The 16,533-nt window shown below is 68.6% G+C and carries 14 protein-coding genes; 10 read left to right on the top strand and 4 right to left on the bottom strand.

Features of this window, described 5'->3' with window-relative positions:
* The first annotated feature begins 90 nt into the window (after positions 1 to 90).
* From atpA to ACQPYZ_RS25400, 6 genes are all read left to right on the top strand, one after another.
* Entirely contained in the window at positions 91 to 1,731 is a 1,641-nt protein-coding gene (atpA, locus tag ACQPYZ_RS25425) for a F0F1 ATP synthase subunit alpha (RefSeq protein ID WP_433160519.1), read from the top strand.
* A 6-nt stretch (positions 1,732 to 1,737) separates the two neighbouring features.
* Entirely contained in the window at positions 1,738 to 2,649 is a 912-nt protein-coding gene (locus ACQPYZ_RS25420) for a F0F1 ATP synthase subunit gamma (protein WP_433160518.1), read from the top strand.
* A 5-nt stretch (positions 2,650 to 2,654) separates the two neighbouring features.
* Positions 2,655 to 4,109, top strand: a complete 1,455-nt coding sequence (gene atpD, locus ACQPYZ_RS25415; RefSeq protein WP_433160516.1) for a F0F1 ATP synthase subunit beta — start codon at positions 2,655 to 2,657, stop codon at positions 4,107 to 4,109.
* Between the two features lies 1 nt (position 4,110).
* Positions 4,111 to 4,515 (top strand): F0F1 ATP synthase subunit epsilon, encoded by a 405-nt coding sequence (locus tag ACQPYZ_RS25410; protein WP_433160514.1) that lies wholly within the window; start codon positions 4,111 to 4,113, stop codon positions 4,513 to 4,515.
* Positions 4,516 to 4,616: 101 nt separating this feature from the next.
* On the top strand, positions 4,617 to 5,048 hold the full coding sequence (locus ACQPYZ_RS25405) for a DUF2550 domain-containing protein (RefSeq protein ID WP_433160512.1): 432 nt from the start codon (positions 4,617 to 4,619) through the stop codon (positions 5,046 to 5,048).
* 177 nt (positions 5,049 to 5,225) lie between these two features.
* Positions 5,226 to 6,269, top strand: coding sequence for a methyltransferase domain-containing protein (locus ACQPYZ_RS25400; protein WP_433160510.1), 1,044 nt, complete (start codon positions 5,226 to 5,228; stop codon positions 6,267 to 6,269).
* On the opposite strand, the gene ACQPYZ_RS25395 is transcribed toward ACQPYZ_RS25400, so the two are convergent.
* Entirely contained in the window at positions 6,247 to 6,537 is a 291-nt protein-coding gene (locus ACQPYZ_RS25395; RefSeq protein ID WP_433160508.1) for an HIT family protein, read from the bottom strand. The two genes, ACQPYZ_RS25400 and ACQPYZ_RS25395, sit on opposite strands and share 23 nt — an antisense overlap.
* Positions 6,538 to 6,721: 184 nt before the next feature.
* Here ACQPYZ_RS25395 and ACQPYZ_RS25390 point away from each other — a divergent pair, with 184 nt between their 5' ends.
* From ACQPYZ_RS25390 to ACQPYZ_RS25380, 3 genes are read left to right on the top strand one after another with little or no spacing between them, the layout of a single operon-like run.
* Positions 6,722 to 7,768, top strand: coding sequence for an ABC transporter permease (locus tag ACQPYZ_RS25390; protein WP_433160506.1), 1,047 nt, complete (start codon positions 6,722 to 6,724; stop codon positions 7,766 to 7,768).
* Entirely contained in the window at positions 7,765 to 8,694 is a 930-nt protein-coding gene (locus ACQPYZ_RS25385) for a carbohydrate ABC transporter permease (RefSeq protein ID WP_433160505.1), read from the top strand. The genes ACQPYZ_RS25390 and ACQPYZ_RS25385 overlap by 4 nt, the downstream gene beginning before the upstream one ends.
* A gap of 2 nt (positions 8,695 to 8,696) precedes the next feature.
* Positions 8,697 to 10,310 carry a hypothetical protein gene (locus ACQPYZ_RS25380; RefSeq protein ID WP_433160503.1) on the top strand — a complete coding sequence of 538 codons (1,614 nt, stop codon included), beginning with the start codon at positions 8,697 to 8,699 and terminating at the stop codon, positions 10,308 to 10,310.
* A 167-nt stretch (positions 10,311 to 10,477) separates the two neighbouring features.
* On the opposite strand, the gene ACQPYZ_RS25375 is transcribed toward ACQPYZ_RS25380, so the two are convergent.
* Positions 10,478 to 11,341 carry a type IV toxin-antitoxin system AbiEi family antitoxin domain-containing protein gene (locus tag ACQPYZ_RS25375; protein ID WP_433160501.1) on the bottom strand — a complete coding sequence of 288 codons (864 nt, stop codon included), beginning with the start codon at positions 11,339 to 11,341 and terminating at the stop codon, positions 10,478 to 10,480.
* A 179-nt stretch (positions 11,342 to 11,520) separates the two neighbouring features.
* Here ACQPYZ_RS25375 and ACQPYZ_RS25370 point away from each other — a divergent pair, with 179 nt between their 5' ends.
* Entirely contained in the window at positions 11,521 to 14,022 is a 2,502-nt protein-coding gene (locus ACQPYZ_RS25370; protein WP_433160500.1) for a DEAD/DEAH box helicase, read from the top strand.
* Here the strand turns inward: ACQPYZ_RS25370 and fabV are convergent.
* Together fabV and murA are read right to left on the bottom strand one after the other, a co-directional pair.
* Positions 14,009 to 15,187 (bottom strand): enoyl-[acyl-carrier-protein] reductase FabV, encoded by a 1,179-nt coding sequence (fabV, locus tag ACQPYZ_RS25365; RefSeq protein ID WP_433160498.1) that lies wholly within the window; start codon positions 15,185 to 15,187, stop codon positions 14,009 to 14,011. The genes ACQPYZ_RS25370 and fabV overlap by 14 nt on opposite strands.
* A gap of 22 nt (positions 15,188 to 15,209) precedes the next feature.
* Positions 15,210 to 16,496 (bottom strand): UDP-N-acetylglucosamine 1-carboxyvinyltransferase, encoded by a 1,287-nt coding sequence (murA, locus tag ACQPYZ_RS25360; RefSeq protein WP_433160497.1) that lies wholly within the window; start codon positions 16,494 to 16,496, stop codon positions 15,210 to 15,212.
* Positions 16,497 to 16,533: the final 37 nt, after the last annotated feature.

Raw genomic sequence — 16,533 nt, 5'->3', positions numbered from 1 at the left:
ACATGAACATGGTGCTAAGGGCCTCGAAAACTTTCAGCAAAGCCTTTAGGGCCACAACAGGCCAGCAAGGTCAAGGAAGCAGGAAACACAATGGCTGAGCTCACGATCAGGCCGGAGGAGATCCGGGACGCCCTGGATCAGTTCGTCAACGAGTACCAACCGGCCGAAACCAGCCGGGAAGAGGTCGGCACGGTCGTCGACGCCGGTGACGGCATCGCGCACGTCGAGGGTCTGCCCTCGGCGATGACGAACGAGCTGCTCGAGTTCGAGGACGGCACCCGCGGTATCGCGCTGAACCTCGACGTCCGCGACATCGGTGTCGTCGTCCTCGGTGAGTTCGACGGGATCGAGGAGGGCCAGCAGGTCCGCCGGACCGGGCAGGTCCTGTCGGTGCCGGTCGGCGAGGGCTACCTCGGCCGCGTCATCGACCCGATGGGCAAGCCGATCGACGGCCTCGGCGAGATCAAGGACCTCGAGGGCAACCGCGCGCTCGAGCTGCAGGCGGCCGGCGTGATGGACCGCCAGGAGGTCCGCGAGCCGCTGCAGACCGGCATCAAGGCGATCGACGGCATGATCCCGATCGGCCGCGGCCAGCGCCAGCTGATCATCGGCGACCGCAAGACCGGCAAGACCGCGATCGCGATCGACACGATCATCAACCAGAAGGCCAACTGGGAGTCCGGCGACCCGACGAAGCAGGTCCGCTGCATCTACGTCGCCATCGGCCAGAAGGGCTCGACCATCGCCGCCGTCCGCGGCGCGCTGGAAGAGGCCGGCGCGATGGAGTACACCACCATCGTCGCCTCCCCGGCATCCGACCCGGCCGGCTTCAAGTACGTCGCGCCGTACACCGGCTCGGCCATCGGCCAGCACTGGATGTACCAGGGCAAGCACGTGCTGATCGTCTTCGACGACCTGAGCAAGCAGGCCGAGGCATACCGCGCGATGTCGCTGCTGCTGCGCCGCCCGCCGGGCCGCGAGGCGTACCCGGGTGACGTCTTCTACCTGCACAGCCGCCTGCTGGAGCGCTGCGCGAAGCTGTCCGACGAGCTCGGCGGCGGGTCGATGACCGGTCTGCCGATGATCGAGACCAAGGCGAACGACGTGTCGGCGTTCATCCCGACCAACGTCATCTCGATCACCGACGGCCAGATCTTCCTGCAGTCCGACCTGTTCAACGCCAACATCCGGCCCGCCATCGACGTCGGTATCTCGGTGTCCCGGGTCGGCGGTGCCGCGCAGGTCAAGGGCATGAAGAAGGTCTCCGGGTCGCTGAAGCTGGACCTGGCCCAGTTCCGCGCGATGGAGGCGTTCGCGATGTTCGCCTCCGACCTGGACGCCACCTCGCGCCGTCAGCTGGACCGCGGTCAGCGGCTGGTGGAGCTGCTGCGTCAGCCGCAGTACTCGCCGTACCCGGTGGAGGAGCAGACCGTCTCCATCTGGGCCGGTACGAACGGCAAGTTCGACGACGTCCCGGTGAACGACGTACTCCGCTTCGAGCGTGACTTCCTCGACTACCTGCGGCGGGAGAGCAAGGTGCTCGACTCCGTCCGCGAGTCCGGCCAGTTCGACGACGACGCGGCCGCGGCCGTGACCGAGGCGCTGGACGCGTTCAAGCCGACCTTCCAGACCTCCGACGGCCAGCTGCTGACCGCCAACGAGGCTCCGGCCGAGGCGATGGACGAAGAGGACGTCGAGCAGGAGCAGATCGTCCGGCAGAAGCGGGGCTGATCGACCGTGCCAGCCAGTCTGCGGGAGCTTCGCGAGCGCCGGGCCTCGGTCTCGACGATCAAGAAGCTCACCCGCGCGATGGAGCTCATCGCGGCGTCCCGGATCGTCAAGGCGCAGCAACGCGCCCAGGCGGCCGGTCCGTACGCGCGTGAGCTCACCCGTGCCGTGTCGGCGGTGGCGACGTTCTCGAACGTCGACCACCCGCTGACCACCGAGAAGCCGAACCCGAAGCGGGCGGCGGTGCTGCTGATCACCTCCGACCGCGGCCAAGCCGGCGCCTACTCGTCCAACGTGATCCGTGAGGGCGAGCGGCTGAACTCGCTGCTGCGCGAGGACGGCAAGGAGGTCGTCCCGTACATCACCGGCCGCAAGGGCATCGGGTACTACACCTTCCGGCAGCGTGAGCTCGCACAGTCGTGGGCCGGCGAGTCCGACGCCCCGAGCTTCGCCCGGGCCCGGGAGGTCGCCGACGCGTTGATCGAGGCCTTCCTGACCCCGACCGAGGAGGGCGGCGTGGACGAGATCCACATCGTCTTCACCCGGTTCGTGTCGATGCTGACCCAGCGCCCGGACGTGATCCGGCTGCTGCCGCTGGAGGTCGTCGAGGGCGAGGAGCCGCCGGAGGCCGACGACGTCCTGCCGCTGTACGAGTTCGAGCCGTCCGCCGAGGACGTGCTGGACGCTCTGCTGCCGAAGTACGTCGCCAGCCGGATCCACTACTGCATGTTGCAGGCGGCCGCCTCCGAGCTGGCCAGCCGGCAGCGGGCGATGAAGTCGGCGACGGACAACGCGCAGGACCTGATCGAGTCGCTGACGCGGGAGTTCAACCAGGCGCGTCAGGCGCAAATTACCCAGGAAATCAGCGAGATCGTCGGTGGCGCGAGCGCGCTGGCCGACGCGACCGCCGGGAGCGAGTGAGAGAGATGACTGCCACGGTTACCGAGAAGAACAACGAGGCTGGCGCCGCAAGCGTCGGTCGCGTCGCCCGGGTGATCGGCCCGGTCGTCGACGTCGAGTTCCCAGTGGACGCGATGCCCGACATCTACAACGCGCTCGAGGTCGACCTGACCATCGGCGACGACACCCAGACCATCACCCTCGAGGTGGCCCTGCACGTCGGTGACAACATCGTCCGGGCGATCTCGATGAAGCCGACCGACGGCCTGGTCCGCGGCGCCGAGGTGCGCGACACCGGCGCGGCGATCTCCGTGCCCGTCGGCGACGTCACCAAGGGCCGGGTCTGGAACGTCACCGGCAAGTGCCTGAACCAGGACGAGTCCGAGTTCGAGATCACCGAGCGCTGGCCGATCCACCGCAAGGCGCCGTCCTTCGACCAGCTCGAGTCGAAGACCGAGATGCTGGAGACCGGCATCAAGGTGCTCGACCTGCTGACGCCGTACGTGCAGGGCGGCAAGATCGGCCTGTTCGGCGGTGCGGGTGTCGGCAAGACCGTCATGATCCAGGAGATGATCTACCGGATCGCCCACAACTTCGGTGGTACGTCGGTGTTCGCCGGCGTGGGCGAGCGGACCCGTGAGGGCAACGACCTCATCAACGAGATGGAAGAGGCCGGCGTCTTCAAGGACACCGCGCTGGTGTTCGGCCAGATGGACGAGCCGCCGGGCACGCGCCTGCGGGTCGCGCTGTCGGCGCTGACGATGGCGGAGTACTTCCGCGACGTGAAGCAGCAGGACGTGCTGCTGTTCATCGACAACATCTTCCGGTTCACCCAGGCCGGTTCCGAGGTCTCCACCCTGCTCGGCCGGATGCCGAGCGCGGTCGGTTACCAGCCGAACCTGGCCGACGAGATGGGTGTGCTGCAGGAGCGGATCACCTCGACCCGGGGTCACTCGATCACCTCGATGCAGGCGATCTACGTGCCCGCGGACGACTACACCGACCCGGCGCCGGCGACCACCTTCGCCCACCTCGACGCGACCACCGAGCTCTCCCGCGACATCGCGTCGCGTGGTCTGTACCCGGCCGTCGACCCGCTGACCTCCACGTCGCGGATCCTCGACCCGCAGTACATCGGCCAGGAGCACTACGACGTGGCCGTCCGGGTGAAGCAGATCCTGCAGAAGAACAAGGAACTGCAGGACATCATCGCCATCCTGGGTGTCGACGAGCTCTCCGAGGAGGACAAGATCACCGTCGCCCGCGCGCGCCGGATCGAGCAGTTCCTCTCCCAGAACACCTACATGGCGGAGAAGTTCACCAACATCGCGGGCTCGACCGTGCCGCTGAAGGACACCATCGAGTCCTTCAAGAAGATCACCGAGGGCGAGTGCGACCACATCGCCGAGCAGGCGTTCTTCAACGTCGGTTCGCTCGAGGACGTCGAGCGCAGGTGGGCCGAGCTGCAGAAGGAAAACTGAGATGGCCGACGAATCTGCCAAGCACCTCGAGGTCGCGCTGGTCGCGGCCGAGCGGACCGTGTGGCAGGGCCAGGCCAAGATCGTCATCGCCCGGACCACGGACGGCGACGTCGGTATCCTGCCCGGCCACGCGCCGCTGCTGGGCCTGTTGCAGGGTGGCACCGTCCAGGTGCGGACCGTCGACGACGAGTTCTTCGTCGCGGCCGCGCCGGACGGCTTCATCTCGGTGGCGAACGACCGGGTCTCGATCCTGGCCGAGAACGCCGAGATGGGTCACGACATCGACCTCGAGGAGGCCCGGCGCGAGCTCGAGCGCGCGCAGGCGACCGGGATCGACACCGACGCCGGCGAGGAGGAGCTCCGGCTCGCCGAAGCCCGGGTGAGGGCCGCCGAGAAGGCGACCTGACCCCACCTGCCATAATCGAATATCGTCACTGACAAGTACGTTTCTCCGGCGGTGCCGGACCATTACGTGGAACACGGGCACCGGAAATGGGGTCACAAGGTATGCGGATAGTCCTCGATGTCGTCGGGGTCTGTCTGCTTGCCGCCGTACTGCTGGTCATCGCTTTCGCGTGCCGTCGTCGCTGGTTGTCCAGGGACGGCGGCACGTTCGACTGCAGCCTGCAGTTGGCCCAGAAGGACCACGGCCGCGGCTGGGCCCTCGGCCTGGCCCGGTACGTCGGCGACGACCTGCAGTGGTTTCGCGTCTTCAGCCTCGCCTGGTGGCCCAAACTCGTGGTCAACCGCCGCCAGCTCGAAAGCATCACCAGCCGCCGCCCGATGGGCAACGAGCCCCTCGTCACGTACGCCGGCCACGTCATCGTCGACGCCGACCTCCGCGACCGCACCGTCCACTTCGCGATGACCGAGGAAGCCCTCACCGGGGTCCTCGCCTGGATGGAATCAGCCCCACCCAGCAGCCAGACCTACCACTGACCGGCGCCTCCCGGAAATTGGGTGGGCAGCGGGTGAGGGGTCTGTCATGATCTGCGGCATGTGCATGTTCTTCCGACTGGGCTAGCTTCCGCCGGCCGGTGCGAGGCTTTGCCCGAGGCCTGCGATGCGGGAGTGGACCGATCGGCTGCTCCCGACCGCTGACCGGGAGAACTTGTCATGCCCTCTGCGCGTCTCGACGCGGCAGAGTCGATCACGCGGGCGCTTGCTGTCGGTGGACGACCGATGGTGCTGGTGCGTACCGTCACCGGCCTGGAGCGCCTCGCCGCCGCCGAACTCGGTGCGGCGCGCCATCGCGTGATCGACGTGTCCCAACGGCAACTCGTCGTCGAACCGACGTCCGCGACGATCGTCACCGACCCGCCCCGCCTGGCCGACGATCTCTTCGTCCTCCAGGCCGTTGTCCCCGACCCGGGCCGGACACGGTCCGCGCTGGTGGACGCCGTGGCTGTGGTTCGTGGAGAGCTCCGGCCCGTTGTCGGCGACTTCGCGGTGAGCGCCTCGTTCCGCGGTCGACGGAACTACAACCGCTTCGACATCGAGGACCTCGTCGGCGATGTACTGGCCGGGTTGACCGGTTGCGCGTACCACTCCCGCCGTGACGGGAGCCGGCCGCCAGAACACCGGGTGGATTGGCGAGTGGTGCTCGACGGTACGACGATGTGGGTCGGCATGCGGCCGTACGACGTACCGCTGCATCGGCGGGAGTGGCGTCGACGGACGGTCGTCGGCAGTCTGCATCCGCCGGTCGCGGCTGCGATGGCGCGGTTGGCCGAGATCGAGCCCGGCCATCGGGTCCTGGACCCGTTCTGCGGTGCCGGAACTCTGGTACTCGAGGCCGAGGCGATCGCGCCGGCCGCACGCTACCTCGGGGTCGACCGTTCGCCGGCGGCAATCGGCGCTGCCCGTGCCAACACCCGCTCCGAAGGCCGCATCCGCTGGCGCATCGACAACGCGCGCCACCTCATGGCGCGCGCCGACCGCATTCTCACCAATCCGCCCTGGGATGTCCGCGTGGCCATCGGTGAGCTCACGCCGTACGTCGACCAGTGGCGCCGCTCCGAGCCCGACCGAGTCGTCGCCCTTCTCAACCAGCACCAGACCGAGACGTTGAGGAACGACCCCACCTGGCAGATCCACCACATCCACCCCATCGCCCTCGCCGGCCAACACCCTCACATCACCGTGGCAACCCCACGCTGAAGTACGCCCGCAAGTGACGCGCATACGGAGCCCGCTCCTCCGGGGTAGCGGGCTCCGCGAGGTGCCGGGTGCTGCAGAGCTCGTCCCCGTCGTACCGCGGAAACACGAGCACGTGGCCGGGGTTGTTCGGCCACCAGCGGGAGGCGATGAATGCGAGGGCGTGCTTGGTGCGGCGGACGATGTCCTGCTGCTGGGTGAGGCCGTCCTCGCCACCGGCGATCAGTCGGCAGAACGGGCAGTCGTAGTCCGCGGGCTCATGATTGAACATCTTTCACCTTAACCGGACGTCCGATAGTCGGATGAATTTGTGGGTTTGAGTGTCCGATTCCGGTCAGGACGCTCCGGGCGGGCTGCGGGGACGGGCGAGACGCGCCAAGATCGTGCTCGGGGGTTGGAAAGCGTTCTCCGCCCCGAGGGAACGCTGCGTTCACCAACGACGCAGGGAGTGTTGCGTGGCTCGAACAGACGGAATCCTCAGCCCGCAAGCCGACAAGACCGCCCGGACCGATCCGGCCGCGACGACCGGATCAGGACCACCGGGCGCCCGACCGGACGGCAGTTCGTCACCATCGTCGAGCAAGCCGTCGCTGTCCTGGTGGGCACGCGCCAAGCGGGACAAGGTCCTGCTGCTGATGGCGCTGCCCGGCCTCGCCCTGCTGCTCGCGTTCCACTACCTGCCGTTGCTCGGCAACCTGATCGCGTTCCAGGAGTACCTGCCGTTCGTGCCGATGGGCCGCAGCGCCTGGGTCGGCCTGGACAACTTCGCGGTCATCTTCAACGGCGACGCCGAGTTCCTGAACGCGTTGAAGAACACCCTGCTGATCACGCTCGTCCAGGTGGTCTTCGTCTTCCCGGCGCCGATCGCGCTCGCCCTGCTCCTGAACAGCCTGCTGTCGGAGCGGATCAAACGAATCGTCCAGTCGGTGCTGTACCTGCCGCACTTCCTCTCCTGGGTGATCGTGATCGCGATCTTCCAGCAGATCCTCGGCGGCAGCGGCCTGATCAACAACGTCCTGCGGTCGCAGGGCATCGAGACGATCGACTTCCTCGGCAACCCCGACAGCTTCATCGCGCTGCTCACCAGCCAGGTGATCTGGAAGGACACCGGCTGGGGGACGATCCTCTTCCTGGCCGCGCTCACCCAGATCGACCCCGGCCTGTACGAGGCCGCGCGGGTCGACGGCGCCTCGCGACTCCGGCAGCTGTGGCACGTCACCGTGCCCGGGATCCGCGGCCTGATCATCCTGCTGCTGATCCTGCGCCTCGGCGACTCGCTGACCGTGGGCTTCGAGCAGATCATCCTGCAACAGAACCTGGTCGGCAGACCGGCCAGTGAGGTGCTGGACACCTACGTCTACAACAACGGCGTCCTCGCGGGTCAGTGGGGCGTCTCGGCCGCGGTCGGCCTGGTGAAGGGTCTCGTTGCCGTCGTCCTGGTGATCGGCGCCAACAAGATCGCGCACGTCTTCGGCGAGGCGGGGGTGTACCGCAAATCATGACCACGACAGAACTGCAACGACCAGTACGCCGGCCCGACCGGGCGCCAGGGATCGAGGACAATCCGGCGATCCCGGTCCGCGTGATCAAGGGCATCGTGCTGGTGCTGTGCTGCGTGCTGGTGATCGTGCCCTTCATCGGCGTGATCTCGACCAGCATCGCCAGCCAGGCGCACGTGACCAACTCCGGCGGCTTCGTCCTCTGGCCGGACGGCATCAACCTGGACTCCTACCGGACGATCTTCAACGGCGGCGTGGTCCTGCAGGCGCTCGGCGTCAGCTTCGTGATCACGATCGGCGGCACGCTGCTCAGCCTGACCGGCTCGACCATGCTGGCGTACGCGCTCAGCCGGCCGGGCTCCTTCGGGCAGCGGCCGATGCTGATGATCGTGCTGTTCAGCCTGCTCTTCAGCCCCGGCCTGATCCCGAACTACCTGGTGGTCAAGCAGTTCGGCCTGCTCGACTCACTGCTGGCGCTGATCCTGCCGACCGCGATCAGCGGGTTCAACGTGATCATCCTGCGGGCGTTCTTCATGGGCATCCCGGACTCGGTGGTCGACTCGGCCCGGATCGACGGCGCCGGCGACTTCCGGATCTTCTGGTCGATCATGCTGCCGTTGTCGCGCGCCGTCCTCGCGGTCATCGGGCTGTTCTACGCGGTCGGCTACTGGAACGCGTTCTTCAGCGCGATGCTCTACATCAGTGACACCGCGAAATGGCCGCTGCAGCTGGTACTGCGGACGTACGTCGTCAACAACACCGAGCTCAGCAGTGGTGACCTCGGAGGAGCGGGCGCCGACCAGCTCCCGCCGCAGGAGTCGATCCAGATGGCGATCCTGGTGATCTCGCTGGTACCGATCCTGATCGTCTACCCGTTCCTGCAGCGGCACTTCGCCAAGGGCATGCTGACCGGGGCGGTGAAGGGATGAGCATGATCAGCCGACGAACACTCCTCGGCGGCTCACTGGCCGCCGTCGCGACGGCCGGCGGGCTGAGCGGCTGCGCGACCGTGACCAGGTCGACCGACATCGCGGCGCTCAACAAGCCGGTCACGCTGCCGACGTACCGGCGGTACGACGGGCCGAAGCCGGACCTCCCGCGGAGCCACCCGCTGATGCCGGACTGCTTCTACCGGTTCCCGGACCAGCCGGTCCGGGCCACCGACGGCTCACCCGGCGACGGCAGCGACGTCTCCGGTACGGCGCCGACGTCGAACCCGATCCCGCCGACCGCGGACCGCAACCCGTACTGGCAGGAGCTGAACCGCCGGCTCGGTTCACCGCTCCAGCTGACGATCTCGTCGGCGGCCGACTATCCCAACAAGTTCGCGACCTCCGTGGCCGGCGACACCCTCGGGGACCTGTTCAACGTCGACTCGGCGTTCGCCTACCTGCCGCAGTTCCTCGAGGCGCGGGCGCAGGACCTGACCGAGCACCTGTCCGGCGACGCGATCCTGGACTACCCGTTCCTGGCCAACCTGTCGACCGAGTCCTGGCGCGGCTGCGTGTACTCCGGCGGCATCCGGGCGGTCCCGATCCAGCGCGGCGTGATGTCGACGGACCTGCTGCTGGCCCGGCAGGACATCCTCGACAAGCTCGGGGTCGAGCTCGGCTCGCCCACCCTGGACGAGCTGGTCAAGGTCGCCAAGGCGGTCACCGACGAGAAGAAGAAGCGGTGGGCGTTCGCCGTACCGCCGAAGTGGGCGTTGAGCGCGATGCTCGGCCTGCCGAGGGACTGGGAGGTTCGGAACGGCCGGCTGGTGCACAGCTGGGAACTGCCGGAACACAAGGAGATGCTGACGATCACCCGGCAGATGGTGGTCGACGGGCTGATCCATCCCGACGGGGTGGCGAAGCACAACCAGAAGGTCTGGTTCAGCCAGGGGTCGGCGGTGATGACGCAGGACACGTACTCGTCGATCCAGAGCTTCTACCGGCGCAGTGTGGTCAAGGAGTTCGCGATCACCATCCCGGTCGTGCGGACCGACGCCGGGAAGACCGGGCGGCTCCTGCTGGGCAAGCCGAACAACTCGATCGCGGCGATCAAGCCCAGCTCGCCGGAGCGGACGAAGATGCTGCTCGGGGTGCTCAACTGGATGGCCGCGCCGTTCGGGACCGAGGAGTACCTGTTCCGCAAGTTCGGTCAGGCCGATCGGCACTACACGCTGAACGGCACCGACCCGGTGCTCACCGAGGCAGGCCAGAGCGAGGTCTGCCTGGGCGAGTTCCCGATCCAGTACCTCGCCGACGGCGGCTACCCGGTCTACTTCCCGGGTCATCCTGAGGCGGTCGACATGGCGTACAACCACCTCAAGACCGTCCTGCCCACGGCCGTCCTGCCGACGACGTACGGGCTCTACTCACCGACCGAGTCCACCAAGGGCAAGGTCTTCACCACCCGCCTGGACGCGCTCACCAAGGACATCCAGCTCGGCCGCGCCAAGCTGAGCGCCTGGGACGAGGCCATCGCCGACTGGCGAAAGTCCGGCGGCGATGCCATCCGCCACGAGTACGAGGAGGCCATGTCCGCCCAAGGCCGCAAGTAACCCCACACCAGCCCAGGCCGCGTGCCTGCTGCCGGCCGAGCGCACCGCCCACATAGGCGGTGCGCTCGGCTGTTCTCGGTTGTGAACTCCCCGAGGGACCGAACGACAGGAGGTGCGGACCTCTGCAGCCCGCCCCGCGCCTGACCCACCGCGCCGAATACCGCCGACTACCCACTACCTCCTGTCCTTCGGTTCACCGCAGCCCTGGTCGTCGCGACCACCCACCCCGGATCACCCAGCACGTGCTGGTAGGTGAACCGCAGCACGAGCCAGCCCGCGGCCACGAGTTCGTCGTACCGGCCGCAGTCGGCGGAGAAGGCGGTCGCGGAGCCGTGGAACTCGAAGCCCTCCGCCTCCAGGGCAACTCGCGCGTCCCGATGCCCGAGGTCGACCCGCGCCCGGAATGGTCCGGCGCTCACCAGAACCTGCGGCTCGAACCCGGGCACGCCGTTGCTGATCAGCAGTGCTCGGAGCATCGACTCGAGAAAGCTGCCGGATCGGCCGTCGGCTGCCGCGGCGACCCGGCGAGCGTTCGTACTGCCAGGACCGCGGAGCGCGCGGGCGCCGGCGAGCAGTTCCTCCGCGTGCAGCCCGCGGGTCAAGGCGGCGTCGGCGACCGCCAGCGCCTCGGCGAACGGAAGGATTCTGGCGCAGTCGAGAACAGTCCGGAGCAACGAGGTCGTCCCGGCTCGGCGTTCGTCCGCCGATACCCCGGCCCAGTGCAGGACCGCCGGCGGACCCGGTCGCGGCCTGCGCTTCACCGGAACGATCACGTGTGGCTTCGCCGGGGCCGCAAGTAGGGGCAGGTTCCACACGCGCGCGGCACTCAGATGGGAAAGCACCCCGTCGTAGGCCACCGCGGTCATCCGGTCCGCCGCCGATCCGGGCAGGGTGTAGATCCCTCGTCTCAGCCGCTCCACCTCGCCGCGTCGCACGGCCGACGCCAGAGCTTTCCGGGACGTGCCGGCGACCAGCTCTGCTGAGGTGGCCGGACGCCCCAGAAGCCGGAGGATCTCGGCGACTGACACCATCGGACGATGCTGCCCCAGGTGGCCAGGACCCCGCTTGGGTTGTCCACAGGGGACCGAAGGACAGGAGGTAGGGCACTCCGACGGACTCCGGGACACAGCCGCGCCGCTGCGGCCCCGTGGGATGGCGGAGGTACCTCCTGTCGTTCGGTCCCACTCACCTTCGTGGAGAATGGGCGGCGATGACGCTGAGCGAGAGAGTTCCCGCGACGACGGATGCGGATGCCCTGTACGACGCCTTCGCCGGATGGGTGGGGGAGCAGGGGATCTCGCTGTACCCGGCGCAGGAGGAGGCGCTGATCGAGGTGATGACGGGGTCGAACGTGATCCTGTCGACGCCGACCGGGTCGGGGAAGAGCCTGGTCGCCACCGGGTCGCACTTCGCGGCGCTCGCCAACGGCCGGCGGACGTTCTACACCGCGCCGATCAAGGCGCTGGTGTCGGAGAAGTTCTTCGCGTTGTGCGACGTCTTCGGGGCCGAGAAGGTCGGCATGCTGACCGGCGACGCGTCGGTGAACGCCGGTGCCCCGATCATCTGCTGCACCGCCGAGGTGCTCGCGAACGTCGCGCTGCGCGAGGGCTCCGCCGCCGACGTCGGCCAGGTGGTGATGGACGAGTTCCACTTCTACTCCGAGCCCGACCGCGGCTGGGCCTGGCAGGTGCCGCTGCTCGAGCTGCCGGACGCGCAGTTCGTCCTGATGTCCGCGACCCTCGGCGACGTCGAGCGTTTCAAGATCGACCTGTCCCGGCGGACCGGCCGCCCGACCGCGATCGTGACCAGCGCCGAGCGCCCGGTGCCGCTGATCTACAAGTACGTCACCACCGCGCTGCACGAGACGCTCGAGGAGCTGCTCACCACCCACCAGGCGCCGGTGTACGTCGTCCACTTCACCCAGGCCGCCGCCCTCGAACGCGCCCAGGCGCTGACCAGCATCAACGTCTCCTCGAAGGAGGAGAAGGAGAAGATCAACGAGCTGATCGGCAACTTCCGGTTCAGCAAGGGCTTTGGCCGGACGTTGCAGCGGCTGGTGAAGCACGGGATCGGCGTCCACCACGCCGGCATGCTGCCGAAGTACCGGCGGCTGGTCGAGCAGCTCGCCCAGGCCGGTCTGCTCAAGGTCATCTGCGGCACCGACACCCTCGGCGTCGGCATCAACGTCCCGATCCGCACCGTCGTGCTCACCGCGCTCAGCAAGTACGACGGACGCCGGCAACGGATCCTGAAGGCGCGCGAGTTCCACCAGATCGCGGGCCGGGCCGGACGGGCCGGCTACGACACCTCCGGCACGGTCGTCGTCCAGGCCCCGGACCACGTGGTCGAGAACGTGAAGGCGCTGGCCAAGGCCGGGGACGACCCGAAGAAGCAGCGCAAGGTGCAGCGGAAGAAGCCGCCGGAGGGTTTCGTCACCTGGGGCGAGGACACGTTCGACCGGCTGGTCGCGGCCGAGCCGGAGGCGTTGCAGTCGCGGATGCGGGTCAGCCACGCGATGCTGCTGAACGTGATCGCCCGCGACGGCGACGCGTTCGCGAGCATGCGGCACCTGCTGCGTGACAACCACGAGGACGCCAGGACCCAGGTCCGGCTGATCCGCCGGGCGATCCAGATCTACCGCACGCTGCTGACCGCCGGCGTGGTCGAGCGGCTGGACGAGCCGGACGAGTACGGCCGGATGCTGCGGCTGACCGTCGACCTGCAGAAGGACTTCAGCCTCAACCAGCCGCTGTCGACGTTCGCCCTGGCCGCGCTGGACCTGCTCGACCCGGCGAGCCCGGAGTACGCGCTGGACGTGGTCTCGATCATCGAGGCGACCCTCGAGGACCCGCGGCCGGTGCTGTGGGCGCAGGAGCACCAGGCCAGGGGCGAGGCCGTGAACGCGATGAAGGCCGAGGGGATCGAGTACGAGGAGCGGATGGAGCTGCTCGAGGAGGTCAGCTGGCCGAAGCCGCTGAACGAGTTGCTCGAGGCAACGTTCGAGATGTACCGGCAGACGCATCCGTGGATCGCGGACACCGGGCTGTCACCGAAGTCGGTGGTCCGGGACATGTTCGAGCGGGCGATGACGTTCGGCGAGTTCATCGGCTTCTACGGGCTGGCCAGGTCCGAGGGGATCGTGCTGCGCTACCTGAGCGACGCCTACAAGGCGCTGCGGCAGACCGTGCCGCCGGACAAGGTGGACGACGACCTGACCGACCTGATCGAGTGGCTCGGCGAGGTCGTCCGGCAGACCGACTCCAGCCTGCTCGACGAGTGGGAGGAGCTGACCAACCCCGCGGCCGAGGTGGTCGCCGAGCCGGTACCGGTCGGCCCGCGCCGGATCACCTTGAACAGCAGGGCTTTCCGGGTGCTCGTCCGGAACGCGATGTTCCGCCGGGTCGAGCTGATCTCGCTGCACCGCTGGGCCGAGCTCGGTCAGCTCGACGCCGACGCGGGCTGGGACGCCGCCCGCTGGGCCGAGGCCGGTACGGCGTACTACGCCGAGCACTCCACCCTCAACACCGGCCCGGCCGCCCGTGGTCCGGCGCTGTTCCTGGTCGAGGAGCACCCCGGCTACTGGGAAGTGCAGCAGATCATCGACGATCCCGAGGGCAACCACGACTGGCGGATCAGCGCGACCGTGGACCTGGCCGCCTCCGACGAGGCCGGCGACCTGGTCCTCGAGCTGGTCTCGTTCAAACCCCTCTAGGCCATTCGACGTCGACCTCGGCTGGTGCCTCGTAGTCGACCCCCGGTACGTCGAAGCCGTACAACCGCCGTACTTCGGCAAGGAACCACTCGGTGTCGGCGACGTCGGCGATGTTCTCCTGGGTCGCCGCCTCCCACTGGGCGCGGACGGCGGCCTGGACGTCGTCGGTCAACTCCCAGCGGTCGAGCCGGATGCGGACCTCGTCGTCGAGGTCGAGCGGCGTCTCGCCGGTGAGCTGGTCCCACAGCGCGACCGACTGCTGGATCGGGGTCTGCAGGCCGTCGCCGAGGACCTTGTGCAGCAGGCTGACGTAGAGCCCGATGCCGGGGATCGCCGACGACGCCTGGGTGACGGCCGCGCCGTTCACCGAGGTCATCGCCTGGACGCCGTTCTTGCTCAGCGTCAGCGCGGTCTGCTCGAGGTCGGCCTTCGCGGCGCCGATCGATCCCTGCCGGTAGATCGGCCCGGTCAGCTCGGAACCGATGTAGGTGAGGGCGACGGTGTTGGCGCCGGGCTTCAGCAGCCCGCGCTCCTCGAGGGCGGAGACCCAGCGGGCCCAGTCCTCGCCGCCCATCACCTTCACGGTCTGCGCGATCTCGTCCTCGGTGGCGACGTCGATGCCGACCTCCTGCAGCATCGGCCGGCCGTCCTCGAAGGCGAGGCTCTTGGTGGTGTGCGGTGCGCCGATCGCCTTGAGCGCGGACTGGTACGTCTCGCCGGTGCGCGGGTCGACGCGACGGGGAGCGGCGACGCTGTAGATCAGATGGTCGATCCCGCCCCACCGCTCGGCGATCAGGTCGAGCACCTCGGTCTTGGTGGTGTCCGCGAACGCGTCCGCGTTGACGAAGTGGAACTCCCGGCCGTACTCGGCCGCCAGGACCGCGGTCTCGGCGGTCCGGTACCACCCGGCGGTCGCCGTACGACGTGCTGTCGGTGCCTTCTCGAAGGACACGCCGACCCCGTCGATCCCGTAGCGCGCCAGCCCCGCGATCGTCGCGGCCAGGCCGTAACCGGAGCTCGACCCGACCACGAGCGCCGTACGGCGTTCCGGTGCCCGGCGCTCGACCTGGGCGGCCGCGTCCCGGACGATCCGGGCGCACCCGGCCGGATGCGAGTCGAGAAAGAGGAATCCACGGCCGAGGGGCTTGATCACACGATCGGTCATGCCGACGACCCTAATGCGGGCCCTAGTTCCAGTACATCTCCGCGTCATCCGGCTCGACGGTGACGTCCGCGCCGAGGCGGCGGAGGTTGCCGGCGAAGTCGGTGTAGCCGCGGTGCACGTGGTGCGCGGCGGACACCAGCGTCTCGCCCTCGGCCGCGAGACCGGCGAGCACCAGGGCGGCACCGGCCCGGATGTCCGAGGCCACGACGGGGGCGCCGGACAGCCGTGGTACGCCACGGACGACGGCGTGGTGACCGTCGGTCTGGATCTGCGCGCCGAGCCGGGTCAGCTCCTGGGCGAACGTGAACCGGCCCTCGAACAGGTTCTCGGTCACCATCGCGGCGCCGTCGCTGATCGCGTTCAGCGCGATCACGAACGCCTGCAGGTCGGTGGCGAATCCCGGGTACGGCAGCGTGACCACGTCCACCGGCTTGGGCCGGTCGTTCATCCGGACCCGGAAGCCGGACTCCAGCACGCTGATCTCGGCCCCGGCCTTGTGCAGCTTGTCCAGCGGCAGCTCGAGGTGCTCGGCGTGGCCGTTCGAGACCGTCACGTCACCCTTGGTGATCGCGGCCGCGAACGCCCAGCTCCCGGACACGATCCGGTCCGGGACGACGACGTGCTCGACCGGCTGCAGGAGGCCGGTCACGCCGGTGATCTCGATCCGCGGCGACCCGGCGCCCGCGATCTGGGCGCCCATCTCGACCAGCATCGCGGCGATGTCCTGGATCTCCGGCTCGCGGGCGGCGTTCTCGATCACCGTCGTCCCGCGGGCCAGCACCGCGGCCATCATGATCGTCTCGGTCGCGCCGACGCTCGGGAAGTCCAGCCAGACCTCGGCGCCGTGCAGGCCCTGCGGCGCCTCGGCGATCACGAACCCGTGCTCGATGTGCACCTTCGCGCCCATCGCCTCCAGGCCGGCGACGTGCATGTTCAGCCCGCGGGAGCCGATGTTGTCACCGCCCGGCAGCGCCACCTCCGCCCGGCCACAGCGGGCCAGCAGCGGGCCGAGGACCGAGATCGACGCCCGGAGCTTGCGGACGAGCTCGTAGTCGCACTGATATCCGACCTCGGCCGGTACGGCGATCGTCGCGGTCCGCTCGTCCGCGTCCACCGTGACCGAGCAGCCGAGCGTGTCCAGCAACTGGGCCATGAAGGTGACGTCGAGGATGCTCGGCACCTGCCGCAGCAGCGTCGTCCCCTCCGCCAGCAGAGCCGCCGCCATCAGCTTGAGCACACTGTTCTTCGCCCCGGCGACCTCCACGACTCCTTCGAGCCGGGCTTCACCCGCGATCCGAAACCGTTCCACCGGTCGACTGTAGCGTTCGACGCTCCCGGGCTTTGCG

Source organism: Kribbella sp. CA-247076, assembly GCF_050942445.1.
Lineage (GTDB): Bacteria > Actinomycetota > Actinomycetes > Propionibacteriales > Kribbellaceae > Kribbella.
This window is presented reverse-complemented; position numbering and strand designations above follow the sequence as displayed.

Excerpts from the sequence above, each read along its gene's own strand:
- ACQPYZ_RS25385 (WP_433160505.1), top strand. The coding sequence starts at position 7,765 with ATGACCACGACAGAACTGCAACGACCAGTACGCCGGCCCGACCGGGCG.
- ACQPYZ_RS25375 (WP_433160501.1), bottom strand. The coding sequence starts at position 11,341 with ATGGTGTCAGTCGCCGAGATCCTCCGGCTTCTGGGGCGTCCGGCCACC.
- ACQPYZ_RS25405 (WP_433160512.1), top strand. The coding sequence starts at position 4,617 with ATGCGGATAGTCCTCGATGTCGTCGGGGTCTGTCTGCTTGCCGCCGTA.
- ACQPYZ_RS25370 (WP_433160500.1), top strand. The coding sequence starts at position 11,521 with ATGACGCTGAGCGAGAGAGTTCCCGCGACGACGGATGCGGATGCCCTG.
- ACQPYZ_RS25400 (WP_433160510.1), top strand. The coding sequence starts at position 5,226 with ATGCCCTCTGCGCGTCTCGACGCGGCAGAGTCGATCACGCGGGCGCTT.
- atpA (WP_433160519.1), top strand. The coding sequence starts at position 91 with ATGGCTGAGCTCACGATCAGGCCGGAGGAGATCCGGGACGCCCTGGAT.
- atpD (WP_433160516.1), top strand. The coding sequence starts at position 2,655 with ATGACTGCCACGGTTACCGAGAAGAACAACGAGGCTGGCGCCGCAAGC.
- ACQPYZ_RS25380 (WP_433160503.1), top strand. The coding sequence starts at position 8,697 with ATGATCAGCCGACGAACACTCCTCGGCGGCTCACTGGCCGCCGTCGCG.
- fabV (WP_433160498.1), bottom strand. The coding sequence starts at position 15,187 with ATGACCGATCGTGTGATCAAGCCCCTCGGCCGTGGATTCCTCTTTCTC.
- ACQPYZ_RS25395 (WP_433160508.1), bottom strand. The coding sequence starts at position 6,537 with ATGTTCAATCATGAGCCCGCGGACTACGACTGCCCGTTCTGCCGACTG.
- ACQPYZ_RS25410 (WP_433160514.1), top strand. The coding sequence starts at position 4,111 with ATGGCCGACGAATCTGCCAAGCACCTCGAGGTCGCGCTGGTCGCGGCC.